Source organism: Flagellimonas flava, from assembly GCF_900129665.1.
GTDB lineage: Bacteria > Bacteroidota > Bacteroidia > Flavobacteriales > Flavobacteriaceae > Flagellimonas > Flagellimonas flava.
Window position 1 is genome coordinate 1,044,757 of record NZ_FQWL01000001.1, and the last position, 15,905, is coordinate 1,060,661.

Here is a 15,905-nt window from a genome sequence, read left to right on the forward strand (position 1 = left end):
CCTTCATTTTTACATTTTATGAACCAACCGTCCTCCCCCTTTAGCAAGCAACAATTATTACCACAAGAGGAAACTCTGGAAATCTTAAAGAAAAAGGGTGAACTTTTTATTGGTATTCCAAAGGAAAACCAATATCAAGAAAAACGGATTTGCCTTACCCCTGATGCAGTGAACGCCATTACGGCGCACGGACACCGTGTACTCATAGAGTCTGGTGCGGGTGACGGGGCCAATTTTTCGGACAATGATTACACCAACGCCGGGGCAGAGATAAGCAGGGATACCAAAAAGGTTTTTTCCTGTCCTATCATCCTAAAGGTAGAGCCCCCTTCCCTATCCGAAATTGATTTGATCAATCCCCAGACCATCGTTATCTCGGCCTTACAGATCAAGACCCAATCCAAGGCGTATTTTGAGAAGTTGGCCAAGAAACGATTGACCGCCATTGCCTTCGAATACATTCGGGATGAAGACGGAAAATACCCGGCGGTAAGGTCCTTAAGTGAGATTGCCGGTATATCGTCCATCTTGATTGCCTCTGAACTCATGGCCACCACCAACCAGGGCAACGGACTGATGTTTGGAAATATCAGTGGTGTCCCTCCTGTGGAAGTGGTTATTATAGGAGCGGGAACAGTGGGCGAGTTTGCGGCACGTTCCGCTTTGGGCCTCGGTGCCAATATTAAAATATTTGACAATTCGATTACCAAGCTAAGGAACATTCAGACCAACTTAAAACAAACCGTATACACTTCTACCATACAGCCAAAGAATTTACTCAAAGCTCTCAAGCGTTGTGATGTGGCCATTGGGGCCGCTCGCGGAAAAGACCGCTCTCCCGTTGTTGTTTCCAGCACCATGGTGGAGCATATGAAACGGGGTGCCGTTATTATCGATGTCAGTATAGATATGGGCGGATGTTTTGAAACTTCCGAAGTGACCACCCATGACAAACCCACAGTGGAAAAGTTTGATGTGATCCACTATGGGGTGCCCAATATTCCATCCCGTTATCCCAGGACTTCTTCCATTTCCATTAGCAACATCTTTACACCCTACTTATTGAAAATAGGGGAAGATGGTGGCTTGGAACATTCGCTCCGATTTGATAAAGGGCTTCGCAATGGTCTTTACATGTACCATGGGATTTTGACCAATAAATCGGTTGGAGATTGGTTTGGGCTTACCTACAACGACATTAACTTTTTAATTTTTTAGTACTGCATGGCATTTTTAAGACGCTTGGGATGGTATCTTGTTGGACTGTCCATAGGAATTGTGTTCCTGGTTTTTTTCCTCAAAAAGAAATCTGGTGAAAATGGGATAGAATTCTGCTATTTCCCCAATTGCAGAGTGTTGAAGGATATGCGCTCCAAGCCCTTGGTTTTTGACGATGGTTTACCAAGCGAATTCCGTGATACGTTATTGATCAGATCTTTTCTGGAAGACGGCGACATCGACTTTGGAAAAAGTGATACCAAATCGGAACCTTGCAAGGTTTACTATATCCAAAAAACAATCTCTCATCAAAAAGTGGAACTTCAAACGGAAAATTGTCCGGATCAAGTAAACATCATTTCGGTACTTCAGGAAAACTAAAGATCCAACTTCCTACGCTCCTTTTCTTTTTGGAGCAAGGCCAACTCACGGGTAGTCTGTCCGGCAACAGAAGTATTCTCCTCTGCCCTCCGAATCAAATAGGGCATTACGTCTTTCACCGGACCATAGGGGACATACTTGGCAATATTATATCCATCCTCGGAGAGATTAAAAGAGATATGATCGCTCATACCATACAACTGACCAAACCAAACATGGGGGTTGTTGTGCGCTAAACCTTTTTGGGTCATTAGGTCCACCAACTTCAAACAGCTTTCCTCATTATGGGTGCCCGCAAAGATGGACAGGGTATCCAAATGATCCATAATATAGGAAACCGCCTCATCAAAATTGTTATCAGTGGCTAGTTTGGAAATGCAAATGGGGCTCTTGTATCCCATATCTTCAGCACGATCATTTTCTTTTTCCATATAGGCACCACGAACTACTTTCAGGCCAATCTTAAAGCCCTCTTTTTTAGCCGTCTCATGAATCTGTTTCAGATAGTCCATGCGGTCCCAGCGATACATTTGCAGGGTATTGAAGATTACGGTGTTCTTCTGGTTGTATTCTCGCATCATCCCCAAACAAAGGTCGTCTGCCGCATTCTGCATCCAACTTTCTTCCGCATCTATGAGCAAATGCACATCCAGATCATGGGCTTTCTTGCACACCTGATGATAGCGATTTTGTACCCGATCCCATTCTCTCACTTCATTTTGGTTGAGCTGCTCTCCTGCACTCACTTTTTGATATAGCTCAAACCGTCCAAATCCTGTGGGCTTAAACACCGCAAATGGAATTGCCTCCTTCTCTTTTACAAAATCCAAAACTTCCAAGGTCTTTTGTAATGCAAAATCAAATTGGTCTTCCACCTCCTTGCCTTCAACAGAGTAGTCCAAAATGGAATGCACCCCTTTACTGTGCATTTTGTCAATAATGGGTATACAATCCTCTTCATTTACCCCGCCGCAAAAATGGTCGAAAACTGTAGCCCTAATCAAACCTTCAATAGGCAAATGGGCTTTTAATGCAAAGTTGGTCACTGCCGTACCGATCTTAACTAGTGGCTCATTGGCAATAAGTTTAAAGAGGAAGTACGCACGTTCCAGTTCCGAATCCGTTTTCAGTTGAAACGCGATTGCGGTATTCTCAAAATTCGGGTGCATTATTATGAATCTATTAAAGATTCAAATATAAGTCCCAATTTTGGAACATTATCTATAAAATAAGTCTTTATTTAGCGGTGCAATTTAAATTGTATGGAGTCGATTAAATCGCAGTCACATGAAGTTTATTTGGAGGAGTTGGCCGAGGCGACCTTGCGGCAGTTTGTCGCCAAAAGTAACTACTCCAAGGTGTTTGTACTGGTAGATGAAAACACAAAAAAACATTGCTTGCCACTTTTGGTAAAAAAAATTGAGGCCCAATTTGCCATTGACTCCATTTTTGAAATCAAACCCGGGGAAGAGCACAAGCATATCAATACTTGCATGTTGGTTTGGCAATGGTTATCTGACCAAGGTGGAGACCGAAAAAGTCTATTGATCAATTTAGGTGGTGGGGTGCTCACGGACCTTGGAGGTTTTGTGGCCTCTACCTTTAAACGAGGAATTGATTTCATCAACATCCCCACTACCCTGCTGTCCATGGTAGATGCTTCTGTCGGTGGTAAAACAGGGGTCGACTTGGGCGTTTTAAAAAATCAAATTGGAGTAATCAACCAACCAGAAATGGTGTTGGTGCTTCCAGAATTTTTATCAACACTGGAAGAACGACAATTAAGAAGTGGTTTTGCTGAAATGCTGAAACATGGATTGATCAAGGACGAAACCTATTGGAAATCGCTTCGGGACTGCTCGGATTATGGAACCACCAACACCATTAAAAAATCGATTGCCATTAAAAACGAAGTGGTGACCCAAGACCCTACGGAACAAGGGATTCGCAAAATTTTAAATTTCGGACATACTTTAGGGCATGCCATAGAATCTTACTGTCTGGACACTCCGGATAAGAAAACCTTACTTCATGGTGAGGCTATTGCGGTGGGTATGATTCTGGAAGGGTACCTATCCCATAAATTGCAAGGACTATCTGGCCTTTCCCTTCAGGAGATCAAGGACACCTTCCTCAATCATTTTGATCGGGCTGAATTCAACAAGCAAGATATAGACTGCATCATCGACCTTTTAAAATACGACAAGAAGAATTCCCATGGGGATGTGAATTTTGTACTGCTTCAATCCATTGGAAAGGCGGTGACCGACATCAAGGTTCCGGAAGATCTTTTTCACGAAGCCTTCGCTTACTACAAAGAATGACAACTACATATACTAAAAGTTGCCGTTTACAACTCTTTGCATTTATCAGCTCCAAAAATTTATAGCTTAGGATAGGAAACCATAAACCTATCCACTATGAAGCGCATATTGATTGATTACAAAAAGCTGGACCACAAAGTGGCGGCTGTCTTGATCGACTCTTATCCCTACGGCTATGGTGATGAGGACATCATTACCCTAAAAAAACCAAGCGGAGAGATCATTGAGGCCGTAGAAGTTCGCACTGATGATGCCGTGTATCTGGTTAAGATCAGCAAAAGTCTTTCCAATTTCATTTCCAATTTTGAGGAAAACATTGAAAAGGAATTAGACAAAAATTCCAAGACAAAGGCAGTTTTGGATGGCAGTGAAGACGGAATACATCCGGATTTAGAGTCTGACCAAGAACAAGAAATGGACGGCCTATAGTCAAAAACTACTTTAACCCAAGTATCGTTCCCGAACAATTTTGAGGTGATGCGCCTGATGTCCGCAAATCACAAAACCTAATGCACGAACACTCATTTCGGAACCGCTGGCAATGCCAATTCGCCGCAAGGTTTCATTGGAAAAGGAACGAAACAAAGCAATGCTGGCACTCCTCACAGTTCGGTACTCTTCGGCGATTTCACGCTTGGATCGTTGATTAGCATTTGACTCCGGCACATAATCATCCTGTTCAAAACCGGGCAAAGGAGTTTTGTCGTTTCTTCCAAAGCGAAAGGCCCGATACTGAAATACTCTTTCCGCATCAATAATGTGCATCAATACCTCAGCTAGGCTCCATTTCCCCTCGGCATAGGAAAAAGCGAGTTTTTCCGAAGGAATGTCATTCAAAAAAGAAATAAAAAGATCCTTGCCGTCAACCAGTTGGTCCATTAGCATCACCTCTCCCCCCAATGCTTCAATATAAGGATGGTAATAAGGATTGTATTCCGAAGACATCAGTTCAGAACTCAACATAACCAAAATTTAATTTAGCTCTATAACTCGTTGAAGATGGTGTGCATCAATCGCTTTTTGTCATTGATGCTCTCTTCCAAGGAAATCATCGTTTCGGTCCTACTGATTCCATCGATATCGTCAATCTTAAAAATAATGTTTTTGGCATGAGTAGTGTCCCTAGCCCGGATCTTGCAGAAAATATTGAACTTACCTGTGGTGATATGAGCAACTGTAACGTAGGGTATCTGATTGAGTCGTTCCAGCACAAATTTAGTCTGGTGTGTTTTCTCCAAAAAGATACCAACATAGGCAATAAACGAATAGCCCAATTTAACGTAGTCCAATGTCAGAGAAGATCCTTTGATGATTCCGGATTCTTCCATTTTCTTGACCCTAACGTGTACGGTACCAGCAGATATCAACAGCTTTTTGGCGATATCCGTAAATGGCGTCCGCGTATTGTCAATTAACATGTCCAATATCTGGTGATCTATTTCGTCTAATTTTACTTTGCTCATAGTGTGAATATTTTGATCAAAAGTAGTTAATTAAGAAATTATATGTAAAAAAAATGCTGATTTTTTAAACAAAATGTAACAAAAGACAGATAAATGGAAAAGAGTTCTTATCCATTTTGCAGTAAATGAAGCATTTCCATTTGAGAAATTACTTCCAAATCCATTTTTTTTGAGCAGTCCAAGATTTGATGTCCAAAGTGTCCTTCCAATTTACCCACAGCTTCAATTTCCGGTAAAAAGACAATGGTATCCCCATCCAATTGTTCCTTAAAACGGATTCCAGCCAGATCACCTTCTCCCCTTGTCGGATCAACCAAATGCAAATTGCGGACAATCACATCAAAGTACAGCTTTTCGTTTTCAGGAATTTCAAAGTAATCGTTGGTTTCGAAGTTGCCGACCAGATTGTTTGAGATTACGGAAAGGACTTCAAGCAAAGCGATATAAATGAACTTTCTAGTTTCCTCTCTTTCATAGTCCTTGGGAAAATGGCCTGCTTCGAACAAAATTGTAGGTGCGCCCAGCATCTGAAAGGCATCGCCTACACAGTTGTCATTGAAGCCGTCATCGTACCTTCCAACCTGTCCAGGAATAAGCTGTTGCAAGACCTTGTTCATGCCCACAATCAATTTCATGGCAGTTGCACGGGTATCATTTATTGTCCGCTCTGGGTCATTCGCCGGAGATAAAAAGGACACGGTCGCCGGCTTTTCATTTTTTCCCGCACTGAATAAGGTGCGTTGATCATGCAGATTAAAGCAAAAATCAGGTTCGAATTCCTGGAAAAGTTCACGAAGGATTTTGCTTTCCGGCTGGCTTAGGTTTTTGGCATCCCGATTTAGATCTATTGCATTTGCATTTACCCTTGTATAGTTTTTGGCTCCATCCGGATTTAGGATGGGAACAATACAAAGCGTACAACTTTTTAAAATGGTTTCGGCCAGTTGCTCCTCAGAAGACAAAAAATTTACCAAGTCCAAAACCGCCTTTGTTGTGGTGGATTCGTTTCCATGCATCTGCGACCACATTAAGACACGATTTTGTCCGGTTCCCAAAGTAAGTGCACCTATAGGGATACCATTAACCGAATTCCCAATTATCTTGAACTTACCCGAATCAAGTTTTGGTATCCAATTTTTCAGGAGGGATTCATGGGTCACATACCGTCCAAAAACCGAATGCTCTTTGTACTCCGAATGTTGATAAGTAGTCATATGCTTCGCGAACAAGGTTACAAAAATAACTTAATCAAAATTTACAATTGTAACAGTTTTACGTTCTTTTAAGGGTGCATTTCGGAGCCTTAAATCAGTATAATGATACAGATGTAACAAAAAAATAACATAAACTTTATGGTGTATCATAAATTACTAACAAACAGCATTTTAAAAACTATCATATTTACTAATAGTTTATATTAAAATTACGACTTGTTCATAAATTTAGTTGTGCGGCCCTATTTCATGACCTAATTTTGATTCAAATTTTGCTACAGTTGTGAACGAAGGAATTGTTGATCGTGTTCGGAAGATTATCGACCATTATGGGATATCCGTGAGTGCTTTTGCCAATGCTCTTGGCGTTCAACGCTCCAGTGTCTCCCATATTCTTAGTGGAAGAAATAATCCAAGTTTGGACTTTGTGATGAAATTGATGCAGGCCTATCCAGAAGTCAACCTGTATTGGTTGCTTAACGGACTAGGGAATTTCCTCAAAGATGACAATATCCCTATTGCCCCTACTCCGGAAAAAAGCAAGAACACTGTCGACAATCCATCCCTTTCGGATGTTGGAGATGAAATTCTCACTCCCAACAACCACCGACCAACACAAATTGTGATTTTCTATTCGGATGGTTCTTTTGCGAGTTTCAATCCAAAAAAAAGTAAAGACCTTTAAGGAAATCCATGCTTTGCCCTTACTTTTGCAAGCATGTTTGAAAGAATTGTTTTTGGCTTTTTTGTTGCACTTCTCTGGTCATGTGACCAACCCCCGCAGCGCAACTGTTCTGATTTTAAAACTGGAAAATTTTCCTTTACAACGGAGATTGATGGAGTTCAAAAAGAAACCACATTTGAAAGGACCAGTGAAATCGAAGTAGATTATTTTGAAGGAAAACAGGACACATCTTCCATTCGTTGGATCAATGATTGCGAATATGTGTTGAAAAATAAGCATCCCAAAAACAAGGCAGAGGAGAAATCAATTCATATAAAAATATTGACAACTTCAGATTCTTCTTATACATTTGAATACAACGCCATTGGCGACAAACGTAAATTTAGGGGAACCGCAATTAAAATACACTAACCATGTTTGAAATCTTCACGAGTCCCGATGCTTGGATGGCATTGCTCACTTTGACCTTTTTGGAAATTATCCTGGGAATAGACAACATTATATTCATTTCCATTGCCGCAGGAAAACTGGAGCAAAAAGACCGTAAAAAAGCAACGAACATCGGTTTGATCCTGGCCATGGGAATGCGAATTTTATTGTTGTTTGGAATTACTTGGCTCACTAAAATGAAAAAACCTTTTTTGATTTTGGACGAATCTTGGATTCATGGAGGTATTAGCTGGCAAGCCCTTATCTTGTTCCTGGGCGGGCTTTTTCTTTTGTACAAGAGCACCAAGGAAATCCATGAAAAAATAGAGGACCGCGGTCATGATGAAAGAGAAGTGACCAAAAGCCGCTCATCTTCTTTGACCAACGCCATTGTTCAAATCACGGTCATCAATATTGTTTTCTCGTTTGATTCCATTTTAACTGCAATCGGAATGACCAACGGCATATCACCTAACCCAACTGATGCCTTGGTGCTTATGGTCACCGCTGTAGTTATTTCGGTATTAATCATGATGCTGTTCGCCAATCCTGTTGGGGAATTTGTGAACAGACACCCCTCTGTACAGGTACTTGGACTTTCCTTTCTTATTTTGATTGGGTTTATGCTAATTACCGAGGCGGCTCACCTATCGCACCTGGTGGTCTTTGAAAACGAGATTGGTGCAATTCCAAAGGGTTACTTATACTTTGCGATCACATTCTCGCTAATGGTGGAATTCTTCGACCTGCGAATGAAGAAAAACAAAGAAAAGGGCAAGCAAGAAGTTTTGGAAGAATAGTTTCTAATTGGGTCTGTGAAAGACCAGTCCAGGGTTTGCTTGCTTATATTCCCTAAACTGTTTCTGTTGTTGCTTTACGGTCATGGTACTTCCATCATGACTCCATCCAGGAGGTCCAAAGACGTACATGAATTTGTGCCGCCAATTCTTTGACCTTTTCATATCGTTCCAAATATCCTTGAACTCATGGGTTAAAATAACAACCGGGTTATAGGAGTTTGGGGAATGAATTACACCATACTTCACATCAATATCATCATCTAGCTCCTTCCAGGTGCCAAACATCTTGTCAAAGATGTTGAGAAAACCTCCATGGTTCTTGTCCAGATATTCAACATTCTGCGCATGGTGAACTTGGTGCATGGTATGCGTATTAAAAATCTTTTCCAGAAAACCCAGTTTTGGAACATAAACAGAATGCAGCTGAAATTGCCACAATGCCTCAATACCCAAACACACGACCACCATTTCCGGAGGAAAGCCGATAGCTGGCATCCACATATAAAAAAGCGGCTTGTACAAAATGGTAAACCATCCATTCCGGACGGCTGTTCCCAAATTGTAGTTATCCGACGAGTGGTGCACAATGTGTGCGGCCCAGAGAATTCTAATCTCATGATTTGCCCGATGGAACCAATAGTAGGTAAAGTCATCGGCCAGTTGACATAATAACCAGACATACCAAGCATAACTGAAGGATTGATATCCCAAGAAGTTCTGGCGCACCCCGTTCACTTCTGGATTACATAATTCATAAACACCTTCAAAAAGGACAATGGCGAATATCACCTTGAACAAAGGTCCCAGTAGTGCAGAACCAATACCCATGAACCCGCTTGCCGCAAGGTCTTTCCAATCATACAGATGGTCATCCCCATGGGTCTTACTGTAGGTCAATTCAAATAAAATGAATGCTATGAATACGGGAACACCGTACACTAACGGGTTGGTAAAATCCATATGGGAACTTAAGCTTTTAGGATGGTGTGTCTATCTAGGCGACAAAATAGGTAGAATAACCCATTAAAACAAGGTGGGTTGATCAGAACCGTCATCTTTTGTTTTTATTTCGTTATTGTCAGATTCTATAGGCTCTTCGTCCACAACTTCAATTTCTTCTGGCGAAGGCTCCTTGGGCTCTTCAAAAGGAAGCGATTCCAAGGCGTTGATATTCTTTACTTTTTCGGCCGTAAGCTGATTACCCGTTGCCTTGATTCCCTTTACCGATATAAAATCTTCTATATTCACTTGTTGATTGGGCTTTGCCTCTTTTCCCCTTGGCTTGGAAAATTCAATCTCAATAACAGGCCGCCAATCTGTGGACACCAATTCCATAAAGGATTTTGGGTGTTCGGAAATCACCACATCCTCTTTGTTGGGATTCTCCACCAAGAACCGTTTGATATAATAGCGTTCCTTCTCCCCTTCGTAATGCACAACCGAAATAGGCTTTTGGGGATTCCATTTTTCCAGCACGATCATGTCATCGCTAAAGCGTGTGAGCAAATCAGGGGGAATGGTCTTTACTTTTCCTTTTTGGTCGATGATCAATAACAGGTCATCCCCCTTAAAGTCGCCAAGAAGTTCGCCACGTCCGTCCACATTAAGTCGACTCACAATGTCATCGAACCATATTTTTCTTGGTTTTAGCGTGGAAACGCCCTTTTCCTTGAGTTCTATGCGCTTTACCGGGTACTTGGTAACCAAATTTCCTTTGGAAGCCCTGCCTTTGATCATCAAATCCGCGAAGTCCAAATCCCATTTCAGCTTTTTAATACTGCCCGATTGTCTTAACAGTACCGTAATGACCTCCGCCTCCCCGTTAGGGTTCGCTGTGAAATAAAGCACATCGGAAGAAGGTTTTTTACCAGCTAATTGGTACATTTTATCGCGGGTCACTCCCGTAACATTGAACCTTTTGATATAACTGGGACCGCCCCTACCATCCTTATAGATCATATTGTAGGTAGTGCGAGTGTCTTTTTTCTTGAAGACCGCAACGTGGATAATTCCTTTGTCGATAAAGGTTTTTGAGTCCACTTTGGTAACCATCATTTCCCCCTTTTTGGTAAAAACGATGATGTCATCTATGTCGCTGCAGTCGGTCACATACTCATCTTTTCGCAGTGAAGTTCCGATGAAGCCTTCCTCTCTGTTCACATAAAGCTTAGTGTTTCTGATAACCACTTTTGCAGCTTCGATGTCATCAAAAATCTTGATCTCGGATTTGCGTTCTCTACCCTTTCCGTATTTTTTCTTCAGTTCCTTGAAATAATCAATGGCAAAATCCACCAAATGGGCCAGATGGTGCTTGGTCTCGGCAATACGTTCCTCCAGGCTATCAATCAGTTGCTGTGCCTTGTCCAAATCAAATTTGGAAATTCGTTTGATGCGGATTTCCGTCAACTTTACAATATCTTCTTCGGTGACCGCCCTTTTTAGGTGTTTGGTATGCGGTTTTAACCCTTTGTCAATAGCAGCGATTACCCCTTCCCATGTTTCTTCTTCTTCAATGTCTCGATAGATCCGGTTTTCTATAAAAATCCGCTCCAAAGATGCAAAGTGCCACTGTTCCTCCAGTTCACCCAATTGAATTTCAAGCTCTGCTTTAAGTAGCTCCACTGTGAAATCGGTGGAACGCTCCAACATTTCCTTGATGCCAATAAACAAGGGCTTGTTGTCCTCAATGATACAGCCCAATGGCGAAATTGAAGATTCGCAGGCCGTAAAGGCATAAAGCGCGTCTATAGTCTTGTCAGGAGATATGCCACTGGGCAAATGCACTAAAATTTCGACCTCCGCAGCCGTGTTGTCCTCTATTTTTTTAATCTTGATCTTCCCTTTATCGTTGGCCTTAAGAATAGAATCGATTAAAGAGGAGGTGTTGGTGCCATAAGGAATCTCATTGATGACCAGGGTGTTTTTGTCATAGGTGGAAATCTTGGCCCTTACACGCACCTTGCCCCCACGCATGCCTTCGTTATAATTGGTAACATCAATAATTCCGGCGGTAGGGAAATCTGGAAATAATTTAAAGCGTTGCCCTTTCAGATGTTTGATGGAAGCATCAATGAGTTCATTGAAATTATGGGGCAAAATCTTTGTAGAAAGTCCTACAGCTATTCCCTCAGCTCCCTGCGCCAATAACAACGGAAACTTTACCGGAAGGTTGACAGGTTCCTTTTTTCTTCCGTCATAGGATAGCTGCCATTCCGTAATTTTTGGGCTATAGACAACATCAAGGGCAAATTTGGATAGTCGAGCCTCAATATAACGGGAGGCGGCCGCACTGTCCCCGGTTAAAATGTTCCCCCAGTTCCCTTGGGTATCGATCAAGAGGTCCTTCTGACCAATTTGCACCATGGCGTCCGCTATACTGGCATCCCCATGTGGGTGGTACTGCATGGTATGTCCTACCACATTGGCCACTTTATTGTACCGGCCATCGTCCAGTTCTTTTAGGGCGTGCATAATCCGTCGCTGCACTGGCTTAAAGCCATCTTCGATGGCGGGCACCGCACGTTCCAAGATAACGTAAGAGGCATAATCCAAGAACCAATCCTTGTACATGCCCGTTACCCGGGTAAGACTATCTTGCGCGTTTTCTTGGTTTTCTAAACCTTCATCGTTCACTGCTTCGTTCTCTTCCATTTAGAAGGAGGTCATTTATCTGGTTTATAGTTGGTTTTCTTCAACTAAATCAAGTTCTACTTTAAGATTTTTGATAATGAATTCCTGACGATCCGGAGTATTTTTCCCCATATAAAACTTAAGTAAACTATCTATGCTCATGGCCTTGTCCAACATCACAGGTTCCAGTCGAATATCGTCACCGATAAAATGCTTGAACTCATCCGGAGAAATCTCACCCAATCCCTTAAATCGGGTAATCTCGGGCCTGCCCTTTAATTTTTCCATGGCGTCCCGTTTTTCCTCGGAACTATAGCAATAGATGGTTTCTTTTTTATTCCTAACCCGGAATAAAGGCGTTTGCAGGATATACAAATGGTTTTCCTTTATAAGTTCTGGAAAGAACTGCAAGAAAAATGTAATGAGCAACAATCGAATGTGCATACCATCAACATCAGCATCCGTAGCAATGACAATATTATTGTACCGAAGGTCCTCCATGGACTCCTCAATGTTCAATGCCGCCTGTAGCAGATTGAACTCCTCATTTTCATAGACAATCTTTTTGGACATGCCATAAGAATTCAAGGGTTTCCCCCGAAGACTAAAAACCGCTTGCGTATTTACATCCCTGGATTTGGTTATGGAACCCGATGCAGAATCCCCTTCAGTAATAAACAGGGTGGTTTCCAACCTACGGTCCTTTTTCATGTCCTGAAGGTGGATGCGGCAATCCCGTAATTTCTTATTATGCAAGCTGGCCTTTTTGGCACGCTCCCTGGCCAATTTTCGAATTCCGGAAAGTTCCTTTCGTTCCTTTTCTGCTTGAATGATCTTGCGTTGCAGCGCATCCCGCGTTTCTTGGTTCTTGTGCAGGAAGTTATCCAAATATTTCCCAATGAAATCATTGATATAGGTGCGAACCGTTGGCAGATTGCCCCCCATATCAGTGGATCCCAATTTGGTCTTGGTCTGACTTTCAAAAACCGGCTCCATTACCTTGATGGATACGGCAGAAATAATAGATTTTCTAATATCCGAGGCCTCATAGTTTTTCCCATAGTGTTCCCGTACCGTTTTTACCACGGCCTCCCTAAAGGCCGCCTGGTGCGTACCTCCCTGGGTGGTGTGCTGCCCGTTTACAAAGGAATGGTACTCCTCGCTATACTGGGTCTTGCTGTGGGTGATGGCCACCTCAATATCGTTTCCTTTCAGGTGGATGATCGGGTAGAGAAAGTCTTCCTGGTTGTTGTTGTCCTCCAACAAATCCTTGAGCCCATTTTCCGAATGGAATTTTTCGCCATTAAAGACAATGGTGAGGCCCGGATTAAGGTAGACGTAATTTTTGAGCATGCGCTCCACATACTCGTTGCGGTACTTATATTTTTTAAAGATGGTCTCATCTGGCACAAAGCTAACTTTGGTGCCCCTTCGACGAGAGGATTCCTCCAACAATTCCTCGTTGACCAAATTTCCAGTTTCAAACTCCGCAGTTTTGGACTTCCCATCTCTATTGGATTCCACCTTAAAATAAGTGGACAGGGCATTGACTGCCTTGGTCCCTACCCCATTAAGCCCTACCGATTTTTTAAAGGCACGGGTATCGTACTTTCCCCCAGTATTCATTTTGGAGACCACATCCACCACTTTGCCGAGGGGAATACCCCGACCGTAGTCGCGAACATGCACCGTGTTTTCCTTGATGTTGATCTCGATGGTCTTCCCAGACCCCATAACAAACTCATCGATACAGTTATCGATGACTTCCTTGAGCAGGATATAGATACCGTCATCGGCGGAAGAGCCGTCTCCCAATTTACCAATATACATCCCGGGACGCATACGAATATGCTCCTTCCAATCCAGCGAACGAATATTATCCTCTGTATACTGGGTCTGTGCCATAAACTAGGGTTAATCCTCGCTAATATAAAATTTAGGCACAAAAATACTAGGGCACCGGGTAGAAAGTAATCAACAAGGGGTGTTGATAGGGGCTTATTTAGGCAGACCGAGATGTATTCAAGCGATATATTTAAGTTAGACACGAATGTCACGAATTAGCGCTAATGGCCATGAGGGCAAAAAAAAACACCGACCCAAAAAGGACCGGTGCTCTCATCCTCGCAAAATTCAAACCTAATTAAGCTCAGTTTCCAGGGTCAAAGACCCAGACGTCTGAAAAGTATTCTCCTTCACTGGTGCCACCTATAATGTAAGCTTTGCCGTCAATCTCAAAAATTGCAGAGCTTAGTCGAGTTGGACCTGAGAAATCTGCTACCCTTGTCCACGAGTTCGTTGCTGGATCAAGTTCCCAGAAATCATTTAATAAGTTCTGGTCTGAATCAATGCCCATACCTATATAACCCTTATCACCAATAGAAAAACCAGCTGCAAAAGAACGACCGGTTCCTATACTTGCCACCTCTGTCCATTGTGCAGTCTCCTGATCATATGCCCAAAAATCATTTAATCCTATTAGACCTGTATTACCAGTTCCTACATAGAGTTTGTCAGCAATACTAAATCCAGTGCTCGAATACCTAGCCTCCCCTGGTAAATCTGATATCTGAACCCATTCTCCGTCATTTATTTGTGGGTCAAATTGCCAAAAATCCTTTGATTTGGAGATTCCAACACTACTACCTGTGCCAACAAATCCATGATTATTGGTCGAAGATCCAACGGCAGAAAACCTGTCCGCTTCGGGGAAAGTATTTATTTGAGTCCACATATCTTCTTGAGGTTCATATTTGTAAAAGTCCCCATAGTTAATTCCATTGCGCCTTCCAGTTCCCACATAGGCGGTTTGATCAATAACGAAACTAACGGCCAATACTCTTGCTATACCCGGAAACGGGTTATCCTTCTCATCCCAACTATCTACAATGGGATCATACTCCCAAACTTCATTAAAAGATTGGGTAATGCCATCGGTTCCCATTGTGACATAACCTTTTCCATCAATTGCAAAAGTGGTTGCATTCGCCCATGTTCCACCGTCAAAATCCTCCAATTGTGTCCACCTACCATGGAAGACGGTAAGGTCGTTTTCGCTTTCGCCACTTTCGTCAAAACTGTTGGTGACCTCAATTTTTCCCGTACGGGTATTATCCCCAATTTCCACGGTAAGGAATTGAACGTCATCTTCTTCAAAACTCAGAACCTCTGCATTAATGCCATTAATGGTAACATTATTGTCCATTACGGTAAATCCAGTACCCACTATGGTAATATGATCGCCCCATTCCCCTTCCTCTGGGTCGAAGCCGGTGATCACAGGAACTGGGTTGGGCACAATCACCGTAAACTGGGGATTGGCCTTGCTAACGGTTTTTCCGTTTGTTGTAACGCTTAAGCTGCTGGTAACTGCTCCTTCCGGAACATCAACTTTCAGTGAAGTAGCCGTGGCTATTTTAACGGGGGTCTCCACTTCCCCAAACTTCACCGTGTTTTCGCTAGGCGTGGTGCTAAAATTGGTACCTGTAAGGGTTACTTCAATGCCAACTTCCCCCTCTTTTGGGTCAAAATCGGTAAAGGTCATTTCCGCTGGTGTGGGATCATCATCGGGGTTGGTGCCGTCATCCGCAGGATCATCGTTGGAATCCTTGCTACAGGCAATAATAATACACATGGCCAAAATGGGCAGGCCAAAGACCAGCCATTTTTTGGTTTTGTAGGTTTTTAGAAATTTCATAGGACTTCTTTAATTTGTTAGAAAGCCCAAAAGTGGAAGTTTTAGCTGTGGCAAGGCTTATCAA

General features: G+C 42.5%; 15 protein-coding genes. 7 read left to right on the forward strand and 8 right to left on the reverse strand.

The window, feature by feature from the left end; all coding sequences use genetic code 11:
• Positions 1–18: 18 nt before the first annotated feature.
• Positions 19–1,218 carry an alanine dehydrogenase gene (locus tag BUC10_RS04820; protein WP_073176807.1) on the forward strand — a complete coding sequence of 400 codons (1,200 nt, stop codon included), beginning with the start codon at positions 19–21 and terminating at the stop codon, positions 1,216–1,218.
• A gap of 6 nt (positions 1,219–1,224) precedes the next feature.
• Positions 1,225–1,599 carry a DUF4258 domain-containing protein gene (locus BUC10_RS04825; protein WP_073176808.1) on the forward strand — a complete coding sequence of 125 codons (375 nt, stop codon included), beginning with the start codon at positions 1,225–1,227 and terminating at the stop codon, positions 1,597–1,599.
• On the opposite strand, the gene BUC10_RS04830 is transcribed toward BUC10_RS04825, so the two are convergent.
• Complete coding sequence (locus BUC10_RS04830; protein WP_073176809.1) at positions 1,596–2,768, reverse strand: proline dehydrogenase family protein; 1,173 nt, start codon at positions 2,766–2,768, stop codon at positions 1,596–1,598. The genes BUC10_RS04825 and BUC10_RS04830 overlap by 4 nt on opposite strands.
• Before the next feature lie 93 nt (positions 2,769–2,861).
• Here BUC10_RS04830 and aroB point away from each other — a divergent pair, with 93 nt between their 5' ends.
• A complete protein-coding gene (gene aroB / locus BUC10_RS04835) occupies positions 2,862–3,923 on the forward strand; it encodes a 3-dehydroquinate synthase (RefSeq protein WP_073176810.1) in 1,062 nt (353 codons plus the stop codon).
• Between the two features lie 96 nt (positions 3,924–4,019).
• Positions 4,020–4,352 (forward strand): hypothetical protein, encoded by a 333-nt coding sequence (locus BUC10_RS04840; RefSeq protein WP_073176811.1) that lies wholly within the window; start codon positions 4,020–4,022, stop codon positions 4,350–4,352.
• 12 nt (positions 4,353–4,364) lie between these two features.
• On the opposite strand, the gene BUC10_RS04845 is transcribed toward BUC10_RS04840, so the two are convergent.
• The 3 genes from BUC10_RS04845 to BUC10_RS04855 all read right to left on the reverse strand — a co-directional run bounded on the left by BUC10_RS04845 (position 4,365) and on the right by BUC10_RS04855 (position 6,600).
• The gene (locus BUC10_RS04845; RefSeq protein ID WP_073176812.1) at positions 4,365–4,886 is read right to left on the reverse strand and encodes a DinB family protein; all 522 of its coding nucleotides are present in this window, start codon (positions 4,884–4,886) and stop codon (positions 4,365–4,367) included.
• A 20-nt stretch (positions 4,887–4,906) separates the two neighbouring features.
• Positions 4,907–5,386, reverse strand: a complete 480-nt coding sequence (locus BUC10_RS04850; protein WP_073176813.1) for an Lrp/AsnC family transcriptional regulator — start codon at positions 5,384–5,386, stop codon at positions 4,907–4,909.
• Between the two features lie 107 nt (positions 5,387–5,493).
• Complete coding sequence (locus BUC10_RS04855) at positions 5,494–6,600, reverse strand: M14 family metallopeptidase (RefSeq protein WP_073176814.1); 1,107 nt, start codon at positions 6,598–6,600, stop codon at positions 5,494–5,496.
• 283 nt (positions 6,601–6,883) lie between these two features.
• Here BUC10_RS04855 and BUC10_RS04860 point away from each other — a divergent pair, with 283 nt between their 5' ends.
• The 3 genes from BUC10_RS04860 to BUC10_RS04870 are packed head-to-tail and all read left to right on the forward strand — an operon-like array spanning position 6,884 to position 8,514.
• A complete protein-coding gene (locus BUC10_RS04860) occupies positions 6,884–7,285 on the forward strand; it encodes a helix-turn-helix domain-containing protein (protein ID WP_073176815.1) in 402 nt (133 codons plus the stop codon).
• A gap of 33 nt (positions 7,286–7,318) precedes the next feature.
• Positions 7,319–7,696, forward strand: a complete 378-nt coding sequence (locus tag BUC10_RS04865; RefSeq protein ID WP_073176816.1) for a DNA topoisomerase IV — start codon at positions 7,319–7,321, stop codon at positions 7,694–7,696.
• Between the two features lie 2 nt (positions 7,697–7,698).
• Entirely contained in the window at positions 7,699–8,514 is an 816-nt protein-coding gene (locus BUC10_RS04870; RefSeq protein WP_073176817.1) for a TerC family protein, read from the forward strand.
• A 3-nt stretch (positions 8,515–8,517) separates the two neighbouring features.
• Here BUC10_RS04870 and BUC10_RS04875 read toward each other — a convergent pair whose 3' ends face one another.
• From BUC10_RS04875 to BUC10_RS04890, 4 genes are all read right to left on the reverse strand, one after another.
• Positions 8,518–9,474, reverse strand: a complete 957-nt coding sequence (locus BUC10_RS04875) for a sterol desaturase family protein (protein ID WP_073176818.1) — start codon at positions 9,472–9,474, stop codon at positions 8,518–8,520.
• 63 nt (positions 9,475–9,537) lie between these two features.
• Positions 9,538–12,165 (reverse strand): DNA gyrase/topoisomerase IV subunit A, encoded by a 2,628-nt coding sequence (locus BUC10_RS04880; protein ID WP_073176819.1) that lies wholly within the window; start codon positions 12,163–12,165, stop codon positions 9,538–9,540.
• A 24-nt stretch (positions 12,166–12,189) separates the two neighbouring features.
• The gene (locus BUC10_RS04885; RefSeq protein WP_073176820.1) at positions 12,190–14,049 is read right to left on the reverse strand and encodes a DNA topoisomerase IV subunit B; all 1,860 of its coding nucleotides are present in this window, start codon (positions 14,047–14,049) and stop codon (positions 12,190–12,192) included.
• 244 nt (positions 14,050–14,293) lie between these two features.
• Entirely contained in the window at positions 14,294–15,841 is a 1,548-nt protein-coding gene (locus tag BUC10_RS04890) for a Kelch repeat-containing protein (protein WP_073176821.1), read from the reverse strand.
• Positions 15,842–15,905: the final 64 nt, after the last annotated feature.